The following is a 20,123-nucleotide window of genomic DNA, read 5'->3' on the forward strand; positions in this document are numbered from 1 at the left end:
TTCTCCTTCCCGGTCAGCGGTTCTGGATGATGATGTCGCCGAAGCGGTCGACCTCGGCGTCCTGTCCTGGCCCGATCACGACGGTGGTGTCGCGGAGCTCGACGATGGCGAGGCCCTCGATGCGCAGCCCGTCGTGCAGGTGCTCGGCGCGGTAGACCGCGGCGTCGCGCCACTGGCCGCCGGAGAACACGCGGCGCGTGCCCGGTTCTGCGCCGCCCGCCTTGCCGAGTGCGCCGGTGTCGAACTCGGCGCGCGGCACGGGACTCGTGGCGACCACGCGGAACGTAGTGATCTCCACCCCGCCTTCCAGGAACGCGGCACCCTTGCCGAAGCGGCCCTCGTAGATCTCGACGAACCGCTCCACCATCGCGTTGACGTCGGCCGGGGTGATCCGGTCGGCGTCGACCGGCACGGTGAGCACGTGGATCTGCGCGCGGAACCGGATCTCCACGAACTTCGCGAACGTGATCGAGTCCTCGGCCGCGCCCGCGGCGATCAGGTCGCGCCGGGCGCGGGCGGCCAGCTCGTCGAACGTGGCGTTGAGCTCGTCCGGCGCCAGCGCGGTGGCGTGGTCGGTGGTGCCCGGCGGGGTCTGCAGCGGCTTGGACAGCTCCTCGACCATGGTCAGGTCGGAGCAGCCGATGCTGAAGGCGGAGTGCACCGAGGCGGTGAGGGGCACGACGATCTGCGGGCAGCCGAGCTCGGCGCCGTAGGAAAAGGCGTGCAGGGGACCGGCGCCGCCGTAGGCGAAGACGGCGAAGTCGGCCGGGTCGTAGCCCTGCTCGACGGTGACCTGGCGGACCAGGTCGGCCATCCGGGCGTCCACAATGGTCTTGATGCCCTCCGCGGCCTGCTCGATCGTCAGCCCTGCGGGTTTGGCGACGTGCTCGTCGATCGCGGCGCGTGCCTTGTCCACGTCCAGGGTGAGCCGCCCCCCGAGGAAGTTGTCCGGGTTCAGGTAGCCCAGCACGAGGTCGGCGTCGGCCACCGTGGGCCGGGTGCCGCCCCGGCCGTAACACGCCGGGCCGGGGCGCGCGCCTGCCGACTCCGGGCCGACCTGCAGGACGCCGTTGCGGACGGAGGCGATCGAGCCCGCGCCCGCGCCGATCGCGCGCACCGCCACGGACGGGAGGGCGAGTTCGTCGCGGCCGATGAGCGTCGTGTTCGACATGACCGGCCGCCCGTCGAGGACCAGGCCGACGTCGAAACTCGTGCCGCCCATGTCGGTGGTGACGATGTTGCGGTACCCGTTGCGCGCGCCGGCGAACTGCGAGGCGACGACCCCGCCGACCGGGCCAACATCACGGTGGCCGCGGCCCGTTTCTCGACCTCGGCGAAGGTCGCCAGCCCGCCGTTGGACTGCATGAGCAGCGGCCCTGTCTTGAGACCCGCCTTGGCGAGGGTGTTCTCGAACGAGTCCAGCGAGGTCTTCAGCACCGGGCGCAGGCTCGCGTTGACGGCGGTGGTCAGCGTGCGCTCGTACTCGCCGATGCGGGGCAGGAACTCCGAGGACAGGGTGACCGACGCGCCCGGCGCTTCCTCGGCGATGATTTCCGCGACGCGCTTCTCGTGCACGTCGTTGGCGAACGACCACAGCAGCGACACCGCGAAGACCTCGGCGCCCGCCTCCTGGAGGCGCCGCACCGCGCCGCGGACGTCGTCCTCGTCCAGCGGGCACACGACGCGGCCCGCGTAGTCGATGCGCTCGGTGACCTCGACGATGAGGCGGCGCGGCACCGCGGCAGGCTGCTTGACCAGCGTGCGGAAACGTTTGATGTCGTCTTCCTCCAGGCCGGTGGCCTTGAAGCCGCGCATGATGGTAAGCGTGTCGCCGAACCCGCGGGTCTGGATGAGCCCGACCCTGCGGCTGCGGCCCTCCAGCATGGCGTTGGTGGCGACCGTGGTGCCGTGGGCGAACACCTCGACGTCGGCCAGCAGCCGTTCCAGCGGGACCCCGCGCTCGTCGGCCGCGAGTACGAGGGTGTCCAGCACACCCTGCGCCGGGTTGTCGGGCACCGTCGAGGACTTGTAGCGGCCCACGGCGCCTGCCGAGTCGATCACGACGGTGTCGGTGAAGGTGCCTCCGATGTCGGAGGCCACGTAGTAGCTGGGCATCGCGGCGTTTCACTCCTTTGTGCGCTGACGGGGACCGTCGGGGTCAGGACGCGTCCTCGGCCGCCGATGTCTTCTTCTGCTTGAGTTCGGTGATCGTGGCTTCGATGTGGGCACGCGCGAGCCGCTCGGCCGCCTGGCCGTCGCCTGCCTCGATGGCGTCGGCGATGGCGGTGTGCTCGGCGATCGCGCGGATCGCGCTCTCCGGCCGTACCAGCGCGACCGGCGCGAACACCTGCGCGGTCATCCGCAGGATCGGCAGCTGCCCGATCACGAAGTCGTTGCCGGACAGGTGGACCACGTGCTCGTGGAAGTCCACATTGGAGTCGGTGTAGTCGCGCGGCGTCCACGGTTCCACGGCCGCGCGCTGCACCTCGATGGCCCGGCGGAGGTGGCGGATCAGGCCGCCGCCGCGGTTGTTCTCCGCCGCCAGCCGCGCGGCGAGACCGTCCACCACCGCGCGCAGCTGGTAGGCGTCCAGCAGCGTGTCCAGGTCGCCGGTGATGACCTGGGCGCCCTGCCCGGCGGTGACCTTGACCAGGCCCTCCTGCTCCAGGACGCGCAGCGCCTCACGCAGCGGGGTGCGGCTGACACCCAGTTCGGCGGACAGGTGTTCCTGCCGCAGCCACGACCCGGTCGGGTAGCGGTGGGTGTAGATCCGCTCCCGGATGATCGCGGCCGTTTCGTCCACGAGCGGGATGCGCGAGGGCGCTCCCGTCCGGTCCTCTCGTCTGGCCAACGCTCGCCGACCTTCCTTGCTCGACGGCTGGATACAGCGACGTCAGACTGACCCACGCGCACCGGCTCGTCAACCCCGACCCCCCGAGTTTCACCCGGTCCGCCCGGAAAACCACAGCTCGTAGCCCCTTTTTGTGCGACAACTTGACTCGCCGACCGGCGCTGGTTCATGCTCGTCACATCACAAGCTGGTCCGACCAGCAGTCGATCGCCGGTGTTGCCGACCTGGCTGGCAAGACCTGGGACGACGACGTCCAGAGGAGAATTTCCGATGAGTTCGCATGCGGGCTTCGCGCTGCCCGAGTTCCCGTCCGGACTGCCGGTCGGCCCGGGGTGGGTCGCCGGCGCCGGAACCGCGCCGGTGGTGTTCCCCTACGACGGATCGGTGGTCGCGCACGCGCCGGTCGGATCGGTCGGCGACGCCCGCGCCGCCCTCGACGCGGGGGCGGCCGCGGTGAAACCGGTCGGCAGGCTCACCTCGGCGGTCCGTCGCGCGATCCTCCTCGACGTGGAGGCCGGGCTCCGGGCGCACGAGGCGGAGCTCGTCGACCTGCTCATCGCCGAGACCGGCAAGACCCGCGGCGACTGCGAGGTGGAGTTCGCCCGCACGGTCTTCACCTGGTCGGCCGCGGCCGAAGAAGTCGCCCGCATCCACGGCGAAACCGTGCCGCTGGACCTGCAGCCTTCCGGCGCGGGGATGATCGGGTTCTGGACCCGCCGCCCGATCGGGCTCGTCGTCGGGATCGCCGGGTTCAACGGCCCGCTCCTGCTGGCCAGCCACAAGATCGCGCCGTCCATCGCCGCGGGCTGCCCGGTGATCTGCAAGCCCGCCCCCGCCACGCCCCTGACGGCGCTGTGGCTGGCGGACCAGGTCCGGCAGGCCGCCGCCCGGCACGGGGCGCCGCCGGAGATCGTGCAGGTCATCACCGGCGACGCCGAAGTCGGGCACACGCTGGTGGCGGACCCGCGCGTGGCGGCGGTGTCGTTCACCGGTTCCGCCGCCGTCGGGCACCGGATCGCACGCGACGCCGCGCCGCGGAAGGTGCTGCTGGAACTGGGCTCCAACGCGGCACTGGTCGTCGACACCGACGCCGACCTCGACAAGGCCGCCGACGCCGTGGTGCGCGGCGGCTACTACTTCAACGGCCAGGCCTGCATCGCCGTGCAACGCGTGATCGTGTGCGAGCCGGTGCGCGAGGAGTTCGTCGGCAAGCTCACCGCCCGCATGGGCGAGCTGACGGTCGGCGACCCGCGCGACCCGCGAACCCGGGTGGCGCCGCTGATCAACGAGGCGGCGACACGGCGCACCCTCGACTGGATCGAGCAGGCCGAGCAGGCCGGGGCGAAGATCCTGCACGGCGGCCGGGTGATCGACCGCACCGTCGAGCCGACCCTCCTGCTCGACGTGCCGGAAACCGCCGACGCGTGGTGCGAGGAGATCTTCGCCCCTGTCGTGGCGATCCGGTCCGTGCCCGACCTCGCGGCGGCGCTGGACCTGGTCAACCGGTCCCGCTACGGCCTGCACGCCAGCGTGTTCACCCGCTCGCTCGCCGCCGCGTTCGCCGCCATCGAGGAACTCGAGGTCGGCGGAGTGGTCGTCAACGAGGTGCCCGGCTTCCGGTCCGACATCATGCCCTACGGCGGTGTGAAGGACTCGGGAACCGGCCGGGAGGGACCGCGTTTCGCGATCGAAGAACTGACCGTCACCCGCATGGCCGTGATCCGGCCGGAATGAGCGAGACCATGACCGACTACACCACGTTGTTCCGGCTCGACGGCAAGCGCGCGCTGCTGATCGGCGCCGGCGGTATCGGCCGCGAGGCCGCGCTCGCGCTCGCCGCCCACGGCGCCGAGGTGATCTGCGCCGACAAGGACCCGCTCACCGCGAAGGCGACCGCGGCCGACACCGGCGGCGAAGCCCTCGAACTCGACATCACCGACGCGGCGGCCGTGCACCGGGCCGCCCGCGAACTCGGGGACCTCGACGTCGTGGTCCTCACCGCGGCGACGAACGTGCGCAAGGGGATCCTCGACTACGCGCCGGAGGAGTTCGACCGCGTGGTCGCGCTCAACCTGAAAGCGACCTTCACCGTGCTGCAGGCGTTCGGCCGCGGGATGGTGGAGCGCGGCACCGGCAGCATCGTGGTCTTCTCCTCGGTGCGCGGGTTCGTCGTCGAACCCGGCCAGTCGGTTTACGCCGCCACCAAGGCCGGCGCGATCCAGCTGGTCAAGACCGCGGCCGCCGAGTTCGGCGCAGCCGGCGTCCGCGTCAACGCCATCGCCCCCGGCGTGGTGGAAACCCCGCTGACCGACCAGATCAAGAACGACCCCGGCTGGTACCGGGCCTACGCCACCAAAGGCGCGCTGGGCCGCTGGTCGAAGCCCACCGAACTGGCCGGAGCCGTCGTATTCCTGGCCTCCGACGCGGCAGGTTACGTCACCGGATCGACCGTCATGGTCGACGGTGGCTGGACGGCCGTCGACGGACGTTTCACCCCACCGGCCTGACCCCTGACCCCCGGGAGAACCCATGTCCGGCAACACCGGCGTTGCCGACCACGACGAGCTCGCGCGGACCACCCTGCGCAAGGTCACGTGGCGGCTCGGCGTTCTGCTGTTCTTCGTCTACGTCCTCAACTACCTCGACCGCACCAACATCTCCATCGCGAAGCTGAAGATGCAGCCGGACATCGCCCTGAGCGAAACGGCTTTCGGCCTTGGCGCGGGGTTGTTCTTCGTCGGCTACGTGCTGTTCGAAGTGCCCAGCAACATGATCCTCTACCGCGTCGGCGCCCGGTACTGGATCGCCCGCATCATGTTCACCTGGGGCCTGGTGTCGATGGCGATGTTCCTGGTCCGCGACGAGTGGAGCTTCTACGCGCTGCGGTTCCTCCTGGGTGTCGCCGAAGCCGGCCTGGTGCCCGGCGTGATCCTCTACCTCAGCCAGTGGGTTCCCGCGGTGCGGCGGGCACGGTTGATCAGCGTTTTCTACGTCGCCGTGCCGGTGTCGACGGTCATCGGCGCGCCGCTGTCCAGCTGGCTCATGGGGTTCCCGCCGTGGGGCCTGACCGGCTGGCAGTTCATGTTCCTGGTCGAAGGTTTCCCGTGCCTGGTCATGGCGTTCGTGGTGGTGCGGTTCCTGACGGACAAGCCCGCGCAGGCGACGTGGCTCAGCGAGCGGCAGCGCGCGTGGCTGATCGCGGAGCTGGACCGGGAGGAGAAGGCCAACTCCGCGGGCGGGCACCGCGCCGGCTCGCTGCGTGCCGCGGTGCGCGACCGGGGTGTGCTGGGCATGTCGTTCGCGTTCTTCGCGATGATCATCCCGCTGTACGCGATGGCGTTCTTCCTCCCGACGATCGTCCGGCAGATGGGATCGTTCAGCACCGCGCAGATCGGCTGGCTCACCGCGATCCCGTACGCGTTCGCCGCGCTCGCGATGTGGTTGCTGGCGCGCAATTCCGACCGCACCGGGGAACGCACTCGCCACTACGTGGTGCCCGCGCTGGCCGGTGTCGCCGGGCTCGTGCTCGGCGCGCTGAGCCTCACCGGGTCCCCGTTGCTGGCGCTGACCGGGTTCACACTCGCCGCGATCGGCTGCATCTCCACCCTGCCGGTGTTCTGGGCGCACGCGCCCTACCTGCTCAGCGGCCCGGCGACGGCCACCGGCATCGCGTTCATCACCGCGGTCGGCAACCTCGCCGGATTCGTCTCGCCGTACATGGTCGCCCTGATCAAGGGTGACGGGCCTGGGCAGGGCAACAGCAGCGCGGCGGTGCTGGTGACCGCGGTGTTCCTGACCGGCGCCGCTGTGACGATGGCGGGGGTCGGGCGCCGGATCCGCAGGCGCTCGGGCGTGGCCGCGGCCACCCCGGCGGCGGAGACGACCGGTGGCTGACCGGACTGTCATCGGCCTGATCGGCGCGGGCAAGGCGGTCGCCGATGCGCCGCATCGCGGACGCGGTGACGCCAACCACCAAGGATCGGCTCGGGCAAGGCCGGCTGGCACGCTCGCCGGCCAGGCGAGCCGCCCTGCCGCACCTCGCCGGGATTCCTGTCCCACGGGGACACCGGCGCCACCGGGCCGGTGGCGCGCGGCGACATCGGAACCGTCCGCGAACACCTGACCAACCCCTGCCACCGGTCGGCGTGGCCCGCGACTGCCACGAGCGGTCCCGGGCGGCGCCGACCGGCCTGACCCCTCGCCACCCCGACCGGTTGACGGAGAGCCCAGTGACCACCCAGACCACCACCGTGTCCCTCGACGACAAGTACACCGCCGACCGCGGGCGGGTCCTGCTGTCCGGGATCCAGGCCCTGGTGCGCTTGACGCTCGAACAGCGCCGCCTGGACAACTCCCGCGGGCTGCCCACCCGCGTGTTCGTCTCCGGCTACCAGGGCTCGCCGCTGGGCGGGGTGGACCTGGAGATGGGCCGGGCCGCACGGTTCCTCGACCCGGCGGGGGTGGTGTTCCGGCCGGGTGTCAACGAAGAGCTCGCCGCGACCGCCGTCGCCGGCACGCAGCTGCTCGACCAGCTGCCGGGGCGGCGGCACGAGGGTGTCACCGGGTTCTGGTACGGCAAGAACCCCGGCCTGGACCGGGCCGCGGACGCGATCCGGCACGGCAACATCTCGGGCACCGCGCCGCTCGGCGGGGCGGTCGCCTGGATCGGCGACGACCCGGCGAGCAAGTCCTCGACGGTGCCGAGTTCGTGCGAGCCGATGATGCAGAGCCTGTCCATGCCGCTGCTCGCACCCGGCTCGGTGGCCGAGATCGTCGAGTTCGGGCTGCACGCGGTCGCGTTGTCCCGCGCGAGCGGGTTGTGGGCCGGGCTGAAGATCGTGGCCGACATCGCCGACGCCTCCGCGACCGTGGACGTGGGCGACCTGCGCGCCGGCATCCCTGAACCAGCCCGCCGCGAGCGCGGCCCGCTGCCCACGCTCCTCGGCCCGGCGGCGCTGGACGCCGAATTCGACCTGCTCACGCGACGGCTGGACCTCGCCCGCGCCTATGCCCGCGACGCCCGGCTCAACCGGGTCGTGTTCTCCGCCGCTTCCGCCCGCCTGGGCGTTCTCGCCTCCGGCACCGGGTTCGCCGTCCTGCAGCGCGCCCTCGACGACCTCGGGTTCGACGAAGCGGCGATGGACGCGCTCGGGCTCCGGCTGATCCGGCTCGCCATGCCCTTCCCCCTCGACGACCCGGAGCTGGTCCGGCTGACCGACGGGCTGGAGGAGGTGCTCGTCGTGGAGGACAAGGTGCCCTTCCTGGAAGGCCACCTGAAGGAGGCGCTGTACCGGCGGCCAGGCGCGCCGAACGTGGTCGGCCGGCGCGACGAGACCGGGCGGCCGTTGCTGACCGCGCGGGGACAGCTCGGCGCGGAGGACGTCGCCCAGGCCGTGGCCGCCCGCATCACCGCGGTGATCGGGCCGGACCGGCTGCCGCCCGCCGCGGTCGCCCACCTGGCCGCGATCGCGCCCCGGCGGCCCGCGCGCATCGGCGTGCCGCTGGCCGCCGGCAAGCGCACGCCGTACTTCTGCTCGGGCTGCCCGCACAACACCTCCACCCGCGCCGCCGACGACACGCTCGTGGGCGCCGGCATCGGGTGCCACGTCATGATCACCCTCGACGGCGCGGGCCGCGGCAGGCAGATCGGCCTGACCCAGATGGGCGGGGAGGGCGCCCAGTGGATCGGGCTGGCGCCGTTCACCGGCGACCGGCACTTCGTGCAGAACCTCGGCGACGGCACCTTCCACCACTCGGGTTCGCTGGCGATCCGCGCCGCGGTCGCCGGTGGTGTCACCATGACCTACAAGCTGCTCTACAACGACGCCGTCGCGATGACCGGTGGCCAGCAGCTGATCGGGCGGCTGTCGGTCCCCGAGATCACCCGGCTGCTCGCCACCGAGGGCGTGCGGCGCATCGTGATCACCACCGACGACCCCGGCAAGTACCGGGGCGTGGCGCTCGACCCGATCGCGTCCGTCCGCCACCGGGACGACTTCGCCGAGGCCGAAGCCGAACTGGCCGCCGTCGACGGCGTCACCGTGCTGATCCACGACGACCAGTGCGCAGCCGAAGAGCGGCGGCTGCGCAAGCGCGGCAAACTGCCCACGCCCGCCGAAAAAGTCGTGATCAACGAGCGGGTGTGCGAGGGCTGCGGTGACTGCGGCGACGTGTCCACCTGCCTGTCGGTGCAGCCCGTGGACACCGAGTTCGGCCGCAAGACCCGCATCCACCAGGCCTCCTGCAACTCCGACTTCTCCTGCCTGAAGGGCGACTGCCCGTCGTTCCTGCTCGTCGAACCGGGCGCCCAGCGCGAACCGCTCCCGGGACAACCGCCCGTGGCGCTCGTCGAGCCGGAGCCGAAGGTCACCGGCACCGAGACACTGCTGCGGATGCCCGGCATCGGCGGCTCCGGCGTGGTGACCGTCTCGCAGATCCTGCAGATGGCCGCGCACCTGGACGGCAAGTTCGCCGCCGGTCTCGAGCAGACCGGTCTCGCGCAGAAGGGCGGGCCGGTCACCTCCGACGTCCGGATCGGCAAGCAACCGGTGCGCGGTTCGCTGCGCGCGTCGCGCTCCACAGTGGACGTCCTGATCGGCTTCGACCTGCTCGGCGCGGCCGACGAGTCCACTTTGGCCACAGCCCGCGGCGACCGCACCATCGCGGTCCTGAACACCTCCGTGGTGCCGACCGCGGCGATGGTGACCAATCGCGTCGCCGTGCCGGGGAGCGTCGACGACCTGCTCGCGCGGATCGCCGAGGCCACCACGCCGGAGGCGAACCTGCACCTGGACGCGCAGCGTCTCGCCGAATCGCTGTTCGCCGACCACATGCCCGCCAACATGCTGCTCGTCGGCGCCGCCTACCAGCACGGCTGCATCCCCGTCGCCGCGGCGGCGATCGAGCAGGCCATCCGGCTCAACGGCGCGGCGGTGGAGAAGACCCTGGCCGCGTTCCGCTGGGGACGCGCCGCCGTCCTCGACCCGGCGGCGGTGTTCGCCGCGGCGGGCGCCAGCCCGGAGCCGGCGGATGCCGGGTTCGAAGCGGCGCTCGCCACCCGGATCGCCGACCTCACCGGCTACCAGAACGAGGCCTTCGCCCGCGCCTACGCCGAAGAGGTGCACCGCGTCGTGGAGATCGCGGAAGCCCGCGCCGGCGACGTCGCCGCCGAGCGAGTCGGGCTCGCTTACGCGCGTGGTCTGCACAAGCTCCTGGCGTACAAGGACGAGTGCGAGGTCGCCCGCCTCCACCTCGACCCGGTGGAGAAAGCGCGGCGGGAGGCCGAGTTCGAGCCGGACGCGAAGGTGTCGGTGATGCTGCACCCGCCGGTGCTGCGGGCGCTGGGGATGAAGCGGAAGATCCGCCTGCGTGGCCGCACCGCCGAGCTGACCTTCCGCGGCCTCCGCGCGGCCAGGAAGCTGCGGCACACGCCGTTCGACGTGTTCGGCTACGCCGCGGTGCGCAAGACCGAGCGGCAGCTCGTCGGCGAGTACCAGGCCCTGGTGCGGGACGCGCTGACCCACCTGACCCCGGCGACGCTGGACGCGGTGTGCGAGATCGTCGCGCTGCCCGACCTGGTGCGCGGCTACGAGGACATCAAGCTCGCCAACGTGGTGAAGTTCCGGGCCCGCGCACGTGACCTCCTGGCCGGCCTGTCGGAGGGAGCGATGTGCGACCAGTAGCCCCGTGCTCGGCGGTGCTGCGGCTCGACGTCATCGAGACGCCCTACGCGATCGCCCGCGTCACCTCGATCCTGACCGCCCGGCGGTTCGACGTGCTCACCCTGGACGTCGGCGCCCCGGCCGGCGGTCGCCGCCGCATGACGGTCGAGCTGTCGGCCGGGGACGACCTCGAAGTGCGCCGGGCGGTGAAGTACCTGCACCGCTCGCCCGACGTCCTCAAGGTCGTCCACCTGCCCGACGAGGAGTCGCACGCCCGGCGCGCCGCGTTCGTGGTGATCGACGCGCCTGCCCACCGGCTGCCCGAGGTCGTCACCGTCGCCCAGGCGATGTCGGCCGAGATCGTCGAGGCGGGCCACGGCCGCTGCACGTTGTTCCTGGCCGCCGAGCCGGACCGGGTCGCCGAGCTCGTGACCGCCCTCGGCGGGTTCCCCGTCCGCGACGTCGTGCTCTCGGCGCCCGTGCGCACCCGGACGCTGCGCCGCGCGGGTGAGCACCGGCACGCCGGTCAGGGCACGATGCTGAACGCCCGGATCTTGCGGTAGATCGTCGCCCGGGACATGCCGAGGTCCGCGGCCGCGCGCTCCTTGTTGCCGTCGTTGGCCGCGAGGCTGCGCACGATCGCGTCGCGTTCCATGATCTCCAGACGCGTCAGCTGGCGCCGGGTCACGGTCCGGCATTCCGCGGGCAGGTCGTCCACCTCGATCAGGCCGGTCCGGCGCCGCCGGGAGACCTGGGCCAGGACGTCGTCGAGCTGGCGGACGTTGCCGGTCCAGGGCAGCCGCATCAGCTGCCGCAGGCACGCGTCCGACACCTCGATGTCCCGGTTGCCCGCGTGACGGGCCAGCAGGGCGGGCACGAGGCGGCGCACGTCTTCGATCCGGTGCCGCAGCGGCGGCACCTCGACCGTGTGCGCGAAGAACGGCATGAGCCAGTTGTGGATCTCCGTCCCGCGCGGGTCCTCCCCCACGGTGACCGCCACCCACGCCGGCGCGTCGTCCGGGGGAGCGCCCTGCCAGGTGGTGAACAACTCGGTGAGCCGCCGCATCCCGTCGTCGCTCAGCGTGTCGGCGTGGCGCAGGATCACCGCGGGTGAGTTTCCGCCGCTCACCTCGTCGGCGAGGGCGTGCGCCCACGCCTCGTGGTTGCCCACCGGAGCGCAGTCCAGCACGATCTGGCGGCCCGGCGCGTGCCGGCGGGCCACGGCCTGCGCGAGGGCCGTCTTGCCCGTTCCGTTCTCGCCGGTCAGCACCAGCCAGTTCCCGCCGGTGATGCTCGCCTCCGCCGCGGCACACGCCTGCCGCCACACCGGGCTGCTCCCGGCCAGCCCGGGCAACCGCACGTCGGCGGGACCGGCGGCGCGCCGGGGCACGGCCTGGTTCTTCACCCGGAACAGGCCGCCCACCAGGGTCGAACCGTGGTGCACCGGCCGGTACTCCAGGCGGGCGACTACACCGGACGGCAGGTCGGCCAGGACCGTGGCCGGCGTGGGCGATCCCGCGACATCGGCCGTGTGGGTGATCAGCGCCGCCCGGTCCGCCGCGTCGTACAGGTCCTGGGCGTGGTTGTTGACCATCACCACGTCCTCGTTGACGGCCAGGATGGCGCCCGATCCGCGTCGGCAGGACGCCAGGTATTCGCGGAACAGCGCCAGCTCACGGGCCCCGGCACCGGCGAGCATCGCTTCCTCGATCCGCTTCGCGGTCGTGCGGGCGAGGGTCAGCAGCAGCGGGCCGGGCGTGCCGGTCCACGAGGTGAGATCGAGTACTCCGACCAGGTGGCCGCGGATGGGGTGGTGGATCGGCGCGCCGGCGCATTCGAAGGCCGCCAGGCGGCTGTTGAAGTGTTCGAAGCCGGACACGAGCACGGGTTGCTGGCATTCGAGTGTCGTGCCGATCCCGTTCGTCCCGATCGACTCCTCCGCGTAACTGAACCCGGGGGCGAGGCAGATCCGGTCCAACCCGGAGTGCAGCGCGCGGTCCGGGCTGGAGCGGCTCACCACGAGCCCGTCGGCGTCGGTGAGCAGGATGGCGACCGGGTGATCGGACAGTTCGGACGTCAGGTTGTCCAGGATCGGCTTGGCGCTGCGCAGCAGGAGGCTGTCCTCGTCACGGTCGGCGACGAAGATCGGATCGGGTTCGTCGGCGTCGATCCGGTGCTCCAGCGCGCGCCGCCACGACGCGGAAATGATCTCCCGCACGCCCGCCAGCTCGGGCACTGGACGCGACAGAAACTTCTCCCGCAGAGCGCTGACCTGCGATTCCGACCGGTGTCCTGGCCTCGTCACCACCGTCTCCCTTGACGTCGAGTGCTGTGGTCACTGGGCTGATCCACCCACGAAAACCCATCGTGGCGGAGATCGTGCCGTATCCCGGTCTCACATTGAGACAGAACTCACCTGCGATGCGCAACACACTCTCCCCCGTCAGTGACGACTGCCGGGCGGCGAGACCCGGCCCGAGGAGGCTGAATTGAGCAGGCAGAGTCTCACCAAGGCGCACAACAAGATCACCGAGCTGTCCTGGGAGCCCACCTTCGCCACGCCGGCGACGCGGTTCGGCACGGACTACACGTTCGAGAAGGCCCCCAAGAAGGACCCGCTCAAGCAGATCATGCGGTCCTACTTCCCGATGGAGGAGGAGAAGGACAACCGCGTCTTCGGCGCGATGGACGGCGCGATCCGCGGCAACATGTTCCGTCAGGTGCAGCAGCGTTGGCTGGAGTGGCAGAAGCTGTTCCTGTCCATCATCCCGTTCCCGGAGATCTCCGCGGCCAGGGCGATGCCGATGGCCATCGACGCCGTGCCGAACCCGGAAATCCACAACGGACTCGCGGTGCAGATGATCGACGAGGTTCGGCACTCCACGATCCAGATGAACCTCAAGAAGCTGTACATGAACAACTACATCGACCCGGCGGGGTTCGACATCACCGAGAAGGCGTTCGCGAACAACTACGCGGGCACCATCGGCCGCCAGTTCGGCGAGGGGTTCATCACCGGTGACGCGATCACCGCGGCCAACATCTACCTCACGGTGGTGGCCGAGACCGCGTTCACCAACACTCTGTTCGTCGCCATGCCCGACGAGGCCGCCGCCAACGGCGACTACCTGCTGCCGACGGTCTTCCACTCGGTGCAGTCCGACGAGTCCCGGCACATCAGCAACGGCTACTCCATCCTGCTGATGGCCCTGGCCGACGAGCGCAACCGGCCGCTGCTGGAGCGCGACCTGCGCTACGCCTGGTGGAACAACCACTGCGTGGTGGACGCCGCGATCGGCACCTTCATCGAGTACGGCACCAAGGACCGCCGCAAGGACCGCGAGTCCTACGCCGAGATGTGGCGCCGCTGGATCTACGACGACTACTACCGCAGCTACCTGCTCCCGCTGGAGAAATACGGCCTGGTCATCCCGCACGACCTGGTCGAGGAGGCGTGGAACCGGATCACGAACAAGTTCTACGTGCACCGGGTCGCGCAGTTCTTCGCCACCGGCTGGCCGGTGAACTACTGGCGCATCGACGGCATGACCGACGCCGACTTCGAGTGGTTCGAGGACAAGTACCCGGGCTGGTACAGCCAGTTCGGCAAGTGGTGGGAGGCTTACAACCGGCTGCGCTACCCCGGCCGGAACAAGCCGATCGCGTTCGAAGAGGTCGGCTACGAGTACCCGCACCGCTGCTGGACCTGCATGGTGCCCTGCCTGGTCCGCGAGGACCTGGTGGTCGACAAGGTCGACGACCAGTGGCGCACCTACTGCTCGGAAACCTGCGCCTGGACCGACAAGGTCGCCTTCCGCCCCGAGTACGAGGGCCGCGAGACCCCCAACATGGGCCGGCTCACCGGCAAGCGCGAATGGGAGACGCTGCACCACGACCGCGACCTCGCCGACATCGTCAAGGACCTGGGCTACGTCCGTGACGACGGCAAGACGCTCATCCCGCAGCCGCACCTGGACCTGGACGACCCGAAGAAGCTGTGGACGCTCGACGACCTGCGCGGCATCCGGTTCGCCAGCCCGAACGTCACGCTCAACCAGATGACCGATCAGGAGCGCGAGGAGTGGGCCGCGGCCTACCGCGCCAACCCGAACGTCACGGTCGCCTGACGGCCTGAGGACCCGCGGACGGCGGTGTGCCCCCACCGCCGTCCGCTCCCCGGAGAATCGAGAGACCAAATGGCCGACAAGCACCGCATCTCCTTCGAACCGGTCGACATCGAGATGGAGGTCGGCGAGGACGAGAAGATCCTCGACGCCGCGTTCCGCCAGGGCATCCACCTCATGCACGGGTGCCGCGAGGGCCAGTGCTCGGCGTGCAAGTCGTACGTGCTGGACGGCGAGATCCAGATGGAGCGCTACTCGACGTTCGCCTGCAACGACGCCGAGGTCGAAGAAGGCTATGTGCTGCTGTGCCGGGCGCACGCCTTCAGCGACTGCACCATCGAGCTGCTCAACTTCGACGAGGAGGAGCTGCTCAACTCCGCCCCGCTGCAGCGGATCCGGACCGAGGTCGTCGAGATCGTGGAGCACACGCACGACATCGTCGGGCTCAAGCTCAAGCCGGTCGACCCGCCGGCGTATGAGTTCAAACCCGGCCAGTACGCCGATCTGACCATCCCGGGCACCGACGAGCACCGGTCGTTCTCGATGGCGACGATCCCGTCCACCGCCGACCACATCGAGTTCGTCATCAAGAAGTACCCGGGCGGCCGGTTCTCCGCGTTGCTCGACGACGGGATCGCGGCCGGCGACACGATCGAGCTGACCGGGCCGTACGGCAACTTCACGCTCAAGAACGGGCACGTGCTGCCCCTGGTGCTGATGGCGGGCGGCGCCGGCATGGCTCCGGTGCTCAGCCTGCTGCGCCACCTCAGCGAAACCGGGGATACCAGGCGGATCCGCTTCTACTACGGCGCGCGCACCGCCGCGGACCTGTTCTACCTGGACGAGATCCGCGCGCTGGGCGAACGGCTGCCCGACTTCGGGTTCGTCGTCGCGCTTTCGGAGTCCACCGAGGGCGCCGGTGAGCTCGGGGTCACGGCCGAACCGGGGATGGTCACCGACGTGGTGGCGGCCAGGGAACCCGAGCTGCGCCGCAGCGAGGTGTACCTGTGCGGCCCGCCGCCCATGGTGGACGCCGCGCTGGCGCTGGCGGCCGGTCAGGGCGTGCCGGACGACCAGGTGTTCTACGACAAATTCACCACGTCGGTTCGCGACGAGCAGACATCGCAAGGAGACATCACATGACGAGCAGTGCGAAGACGCGCAGCTTCCCGAAGGTGGAGTTCACCGACTCCGAGGCGGGCGCCCTGGAGTTCCCCAGCTCGAAGAGCCGCAGCTACAACTACTTCAAGCCGGCGAAGCTGCGCGCCACGGTGTACGAGGACGTCACCGTCGACGTCCAGCCGGACCCCGAGCGGCACCTGAGCCAGGGCTGGATCTACGGCTTCGGCGGCGGTCCGGGCGGCTACCCGCAGGAGTGGACGGCGGCGAAGTCGTCGAACTGGCACGCCTTCCTCGACCCGAACGAGGAGTGGGAGCAGACGATCTACCGCAACAACTCCGCGGTGGTCCGCCAGGTCTCCCTGTGCCTGGAGAACGCCAAGCGCGCGGGCGCCTACGGCAACTGGAACACCGCCTGGCAGAAGTTCATCGCCCGCAACCTCGGCGCCTGGATGCACGCCGAGAACGGGATGGCGCTGCACGTGTTCACCTCGATCCAGCGCTCCGGCCCGACCAACATGATCAACACCGCGGTGGCGGTCAACGCCGCCCACAAGATGCGGTTCGCCCAGGACCTCGCGCTGTTCAACCTGGACCTGTCGGAGTCGCTGGACACCTTCGACGGGTCGGTGCACAAGGAGGTGTGGGCCTCGGCCGAGGAGTGGCAGCCGACCCGCAAAGCCGTCGAGGAGCTGACCGCGGTCGGCGACTGGGCGGAGCTGCTGTTCGGGGCCAACGTCGTGTTCGAGCAGCTGGTCGGCCAGCTCTTCCGGTCGGAACTGGTCATGCAGATCTCCGCAACCAACGGCGACTACATCACCCCGACCATCGTCGGCACCGGTGAGCACGACTACAACCGCGACCTCGGCTACACGCGGGCGCTGTTCCGGATGCTCACCCGCGACGAGCAGCACGGGGAGAGCAACAAGGAACTGTTCGGCCAGTGGCTCGCGAAGTGGGTGCCGCCGTGCCTGGACGCCGCCTACGCGCTGCAGCCGATCTGGTCGCAGCCCGCGGAGAAGGCCCGCACCTTCGCCGACTCGCTCGGCGCGACCAAGGAGAAGTTCACCCAGCTGCTCGAGGAGATCGGGCTGGACACCCCGAAGGAGTTGGACAAGTGAGCAGCACCATGCAGTTCGGTTCGCAGGCCGGATCCTCGAACATGTGCGGCGTCACGCTGATGAACACCCCGGTCGGGCGCGTGGTCGCCGACGTGATGGGGGCCAAGGACGGCGTCTCGCTCGTGGAGTACCCGTCGATGATCCGCGTGGACGGCACCCGGCTCCTGGAGTTCGACTACGACGAGCTGACCGAGGCCCTCGGCGAGCCGTTCGACGGGTCGATCTTCGAGGAGATCAGCTCCACCCACTACGGCCGCATGGTGCACCTGGACGACCGCACCCTGCTGTTCGCCAACCCGGAGGACGCCGCCGAGTACATCGGTTTCGACCTGTCCGCGCACGGCTGACGAAACCCCGCACTCGTGGTGGCGGGCCGGGCAGGCCCGCCACCACGGTTCCACCGAGCACCAGCACCGCGAAGGGCGAGCGATGTACGAAAAGGACGGCGAAAAGTACTACGTGGTCGACGGGCACGTCCACATCTGGGACGGGCGGGCGTCGAACCACAAGAACGTGCACGGCAAGCAGTTCATCGACTGCTTCTACGACTACCACAAGAACCTGAGCCCGGAAGAGGTCGTCTGGGACTACGACACCTACACCTACTACGGCGCCGAGCGGTTCATGAAGGACCTCTTCGGCGAGGGTTACGTCGACCACGCCATCTTCCAGGCCACGCTGCTCAGCGACTTCTACCACAACGGGTTCGGGCAGACCGAGGAGGCGTTCGGGCTCACCCGGCAGCACCCGGACAAGCTGACCTACAACCACGCCTACGACCCGCGCCACGGCGAGGCCGGGCTGGCGCAGCTGCGCCGGGACGCGGAACGCTTCGGGCTCAAGGGCGTCAAGCTCTACACCGCCGAATGGCACGGCGACTCGCGCGGCTACAAGCTCGACGAGCCGTGGTCGCGCCGGTACCTCGAGGAGTGCATCGAGCTCGGCATCCGCAACATCCACGTCCACAAGGGACCGACGATCCGGCCGCTGGACCGGGACGCCTTCGACGTGGCCGACATCGACAAGGTCGCCACCGACTACCTCGACCTGAACTTCGTCGTCGAGCACGTCGGTCTTCCCCGGCTGGAGGACTTCTGCTGGATCGCCACGCAGGAGTCCAACGTCTACGGCGGGCTGGCGGTGGCGATGCCGTTCATCCACACCCGCCCGCGCTACTTCGCCCAGATCATCGGCGAGCTGCTGTACTGGATCGGCGAGGACAAGATCCTCTTCGGCAGCGACTACGCGTTGTGGACGCCGAAGTGGCTCGTGGAGAAGTTCGTCGACTTCCAGATCCCGGCGGACATGCCGGAGTACGCGCCGATCACGACGGACCAGAAGAAGAAGATCCTCGGCCTCAACGCGGCCGCGCTGTACGACCTGGACGTGCCGCGGCAGCTCCGCCTGCCGACGCAGGCCGGCGACGCGGACGCCGAGGTCGCCGCGGGAGCTGGTGCCCCATGACCCGGATGGCCGTGTCCGTCGAGGCGGAGGTGCTCGCGGCGCTGTCCACCGTGCTCGACCCCGAACTGGACGAACCGGTCACCGAGCTGGGTTTCGTCCGGTCCGTCGCGATCGACGACGAGGGCGTGGAGGTGCACCTGCGGCTGCCCACCTCGTTCTGCGCCCCCAACTTCGCCTACCTCATGGTGGCTGACGCCTACGACGCCCTGGCCGCGGTGCCCGGGGCCGGCCGGGTGCGGGTGCTGCTCGACGACCACCACGACTCCGACAAGATCAACGCCGGTACCGCCGCCGGGCTCGGTTACGTCGGGACCTTCGGCGTGGAGGCCGAGGACAGCCTCGACGAGCTGCGCCGGACCTTCCAGCGCAAGGCCCACCTGGCGGCGATGGAACGGTGCTGCCGGTCGGTGCTGGCCAGCGGCGCCTGGACGGTCGAGGAACTGCCGCTGCTGGAACTGTTCGACCTCCCGGAGGGCCGCCTGAAGTCGGCCCTGATGCGGCGGCGGGAGGCCATCGGACTGCCCAACCACTCCCACGCCCGCGTGATGGTCGACCACGACGGCACTCCGGTCGCCCGGTCCGACGTCGCGCTGCGGTTGCGGCTGGCCACCACCACCCGCGTGTCCATCGAAGGCAACGCCCACTTCTGCCGGGGCCTGCTCGCCACCCGCTACGCCGGCGTCGATCCCGCCGGCTCCGCCCCGGTCGTCACCAACACCAGGAGCCACCCATGAAAGCCGCACAGGTCACCGGCTACCACTCGAACCTGGAACTGCGCGACGTCGAGGAGCCCAAGATCACCGGGCCGCTGGACGTCGTGGTCCGGGTGGGCGCCGCGGGCGTGTGCCGGACCGATCTCCACATCCTCGAAGGGCAGTGGGCGGAGAAGTCCGGCGTCGTCCTGCCCTACACGATCGGGCACGAGAACGCGGGCTGGGTGCACGCGGTCGGCGACGCGGTGACGAACGTGGCGGTGGGGGACAAGGTGATCCTCCACCCGCTGATCACCTGCGGTCTGTGCCGGGCCTGCCGGCTCGGCGACGACGTGCACTGCGAGAACTCGCGCTTCCCCGGCATCGACACCCACGGTGGGTACGCCGAGTACCTGCTCACCTCGGCCCGGTCGTGCGTCAAGCTCGACGACAGCCTCGAACCGGCCGACGTGGCCGCGCTCGCGGACGCCGGGCTGACCGCGCAGCACGCCGCCGCCAAGGCCGCGCAGGTGCTGCGGCCGGGGGACGTGTGCGTGATCATCGGGGCCGGCGGCCTCGGCCACATCGGCATCCAGTGCCTGAAGGCGATGAGCGCGGCCACGCTCGTCGTCGTGGACCGCAACCCCGCGGCGCTGCGGCTGGCCGAGGAGGTCGGCGCCGACGTCACCGTCGTTGCCGACGGCACGCACGTGCGGGAGGTGCTCGACCTGACCGGCGGTCACGGGGCCGAGGCGGTGCTCGACTTCGTCGGCGAGGGCGGCTCGACCGCGGAGGGCGTGCGCATGCTGCGCCGCGCGGGCAACTACTACGTCGTCGGGTACGGCGAGAACCTCGACGTGCCGACGATCGACATCATCTCGACGGAGATCAACTTCATCGGCAACCTCGTCGGTTCTTACACCGACCTGCAGGACCTGATGGTGCTCGCCGCCCAGGGCAAGGTGAAACTGCACACCGCCCGTTACCGGCTGGACGAGTTCCAGCAGGCCATCGACGACCTGAACGCGGGCAAGGTCCGCGGCCGGGCGATCCTCATCCCCTGAATCGCGGGTTCTTCCCGGCACGGAAAG

15 protein-coding genes and 1 pseudogene are annotated in these 20,123 nt (G+C 70.4%); 12 read left to right on the top strand and 4 right to left on the bottom strand.

Translation table 11 applies throughout. The features are described from left to right. Window positions 1-13 precede the first annotated feature (13 nt). The 3 genes and pseudogenes from AMETH_RS41415 to AMETH_RS11760 form a co-directional block, all read right to left on the bottom strand. Window positions 14-1,237, bottom strand: a complete 1,224-nt coding sequence (locus AMETH_RS41415; RefSeq protein WP_267283479.1) for a hydantoinase/oxoprolinase family protein — start codon at window positions 1,235-1,237, stop codon at window positions 14-16. 125 nt (window positions 1,238-1,362) lie between these two features. Beyond that, window positions 1,363-2,115: pseudogene (locus AMETH_RS41420) on the bottom strand (hydantoinase/oxoprolinase N-terminal domain-containing protein); the annotation flags it as partial. A 43-nt stretch (window positions 2,116-2,158) separates the two neighbouring features. Next, entirely contained in the window at window positions 2,159-2,803 is a 645-nt protein-coding gene (locus tag AMETH_RS11760) for a GntR family transcriptional regulator (RefSeq protein ID WP_017981667.1), read from the bottom strand. Between the two features lie 318 nt (window positions 2,804-3,121). On the opposite strand from AMETH_RS11760, the gene AMETH_RS11765 reads away from it, so the two are divergent. The 5 genes from AMETH_RS11765 (at window position 3,122) to AMETH_RS11785 (ending at window position 11,075) form a co-directional block, all read left to right on the top strand. Further along, entirely contained in the window at window positions 3,122-4,585 is a 1,464-nt protein-coding gene (locus AMETH_RS11765) for an aldehyde dehydrogenase family protein (RefSeq protein ID WP_017981668.1), read from the top strand. Then, entirely contained in the window at window positions 4,582-5,358 is a 777-nt protein-coding gene (locus AMETH_RS11770) for an SDR family NAD(P)-dependent oxidoreductase (protein ID WP_017981669.1), read from the top strand. The genes AMETH_RS11765 and AMETH_RS11770 overlap by 4 nt, the downstream gene beginning before the upstream one ends. A gap of 22 nt (window positions 5,359-5,380) precedes the next feature. Continuing rightward, window positions 5,381-6,745: an MFS transporter gene (locus AMETH_RS11775; protein ID WP_017981670.1), complete on the top strand. Its 1,365-nt coding sequence runs from the start codon at window positions 5,381-5,383 to the stop codon at window positions 6,743-6,745. Between the two features lie 335 nt (window positions 6,746-7,080). Further along, window positions 7,081-10,533 carry an indolepyruvate ferredoxin oxidoreductase family protein gene (locus AMETH_RS11780; RefSeq protein ID WP_017981671.1) on the top strand — a complete coding sequence of 1,151 codons (3,453 nt, stop codon included), beginning with the start codon at window positions 7,081-7,083 and terminating at the stop codon, window positions 10,531-10,533. Further along, entirely contained in the window at window positions 10,521-11,075 is a 555-nt protein-coding gene (locus AMETH_RS11785; protein WP_223843124.1) for a hypothetical protein, read from the top strand. The genes AMETH_RS11780 and AMETH_RS11785 overlap by 13 nt, the downstream gene beginning before the upstream one ends. Here AMETH_RS11785 and AMETH_RS11790 read toward each other — a convergent pair. Further along, the gene (locus AMETH_RS11790) at window positions 11,039-12,817 is read right to left on the bottom strand and encodes a sigma-54-dependent Fis family transcriptional regulator (RefSeq protein ID WP_026153026.1); all 1,779 of its coding nucleotides are present in this window, start codon (window positions 12,815-12,817) and stop codon (window positions 11,039-11,041) included. The genes AMETH_RS11785 and AMETH_RS11790 overlap by 37 nt on opposite strands. Window positions 12,818-13,001: 184 nt before the next feature. Here AMETH_RS11790 and AMETH_RS11795 point away from each other — a divergent pair, with 184 nt between their 5' ends. From AMETH_RS11795 to AMETH_RS11825, 7 genes are all read left to right on the top strand, one after another. Beyond that, window positions 13,002-14,639: a ferritin family protein gene (locus tag AMETH_RS11795; RefSeq protein WP_017981674.1), complete on the top strand. Its 1,638-nt coding sequence runs from the start codon at window positions 13,002-13,004 to the stop codon at window positions 14,637-14,639. 69 nt (window positions 14,640-14,708) lie between these two features. Next, window positions 14,709-15,779 (top strand): 2Fe-2S iron-sulfur cluster-binding protein, encoded by a 1,071-nt coding sequence (locus AMETH_RS11800; protein WP_017981675.1) that lies wholly within the window; start codon window positions 14,709-14,711, stop codon window positions 15,777-15,779. Continuing rightward, window positions 15,776-16,876, top strand: a complete 1,101-nt coding sequence (locus AMETH_RS11805) for an aromatic/alkene monooxygenase hydroxylase subunit beta (RefSeq protein ID WP_017981676.1) — start codon at window positions 15,776-15,778, stop codon at window positions 16,874-16,876. The genes AMETH_RS11800 and AMETH_RS11805 overlap by 4 nt, the downstream gene beginning before the upstream one ends. After that, on the top strand, window positions 16,873-17,223 hold the full coding sequence (gene mimD, locus AMETH_RS11810; protein ID WP_017981677.1) for a propane 2-monooxygenase effector subunit MimD: 351 nt from the start codon (window positions 16,873-16,875) through the stop codon (window positions 17,221-17,223). Before AMETH_RS11805 ends, mimD begins: the two co-directional genes overlap by 4 nt. Before the next feature lie 82 nt (window positions 17,224-17,305). Further along, a complete protein-coding gene (locus AMETH_RS11815; RefSeq protein WP_017981678.1) occupies window positions 17,306-18,340 on the top strand; it encodes an amidohydrolase family protein in 1,035 nt (344 codons plus the stop codon). Beyond that, window positions 18,337-19,074, top strand: a complete 738-nt coding sequence (locus tag AMETH_RS11820; RefSeq protein WP_017981679.1) for an iron-sulfur cluster assembly protein — start codon at window positions 18,337-18,339, stop codon at window positions 19,072-19,074. The genes AMETH_RS11815 and AMETH_RS11820 overlap by 4 nt, the downstream gene beginning before the upstream one ends. Continuing rightward, entirely contained in the window at window positions 19,071-20,096 is a 1,026-nt protein-coding gene (locus AMETH_RS11825; RefSeq protein WP_017981680.1) for an NAD(P)-dependent alcohol dehydrogenase, read from the top strand. Before AMETH_RS11820 ends, AMETH_RS11825 begins: the two co-directional genes overlap by 4 nt. Window positions 20,097-20,123: the final 27 nt, after the last annotated feature.

Origin of the sequence: Amycolatopsis methanolica 239, assembly GCF_000739085.1 — a bacterium.
Classification (GTDB): Bacteria; Actinomycetota; Actinomycetes; order Mycobacteriales; family Pseudonocardiaceae; genus Amycolatopsis_E; species Amycolatopsis_E methanolica.

What these genes read in the sequence shown, in the direction of transcription:
- AMETH_RS11765 (WP_017981668.1), top strand. Translation starts at nt 3,122, where the DNA reads ATGAGTTCGCATGCGGGCTTCGCGCTGCCCGAGTTCCCGTCCGGACTG.
- AMETH_RS11770 (WP_017981669.1), top strand. Translation starts at nt 4,582, where the DNA reads ATGAGCGAGACCATGACCGACTACACCACGTTGTTCCGGCTCGACGGC.
- AMETH_RS11775 (WP_017981670.1), top strand. Translation starts at nt 5,381, where the DNA reads ATGTCCGGCAACACCGGCGTTGCCGACCACGACGAGCTCGCGCGGACC.
- AMETH_RS11800 (WP_017981675.1), top strand. Translation starts at nt 14,709, where the DNA reads ATGGCCGACAAGCACCGCATCTCCTTCGAACCGGTCGACATCGAGATG.
- AMETH_RS11805 (WP_017981676.1), top strand. Translation starts at nt 15,776, where the DNA reads ATGACGAGCAGTGCGAAGACGCGCAGCTTCCCGAAGGTGGAGTTCACC.
- AMETH_RS11815 (WP_017981678.1), top strand. Translation starts at nt 17,306, where the DNA reads ATGTACGAAAAGGACGGCGAAAAGTACTACGTGGTCGACGGGCACGTC.
- AMETH_RS11820 (WP_017981679.1), top strand. Translation starts at nt 18,337, where the DNA reads ATGACCCGGATGGCCGTGTCCGTCGAGGCGGAGGTGCTCGCGGCGCTG.
- AMETH_RS11825 (WP_017981680.1), top strand. Translation starts at nt 19,071, where the DNA reads ATGAAAGCCGCACAGGTCACCGGCTACCACTCGAACCTGGAACTGCGC.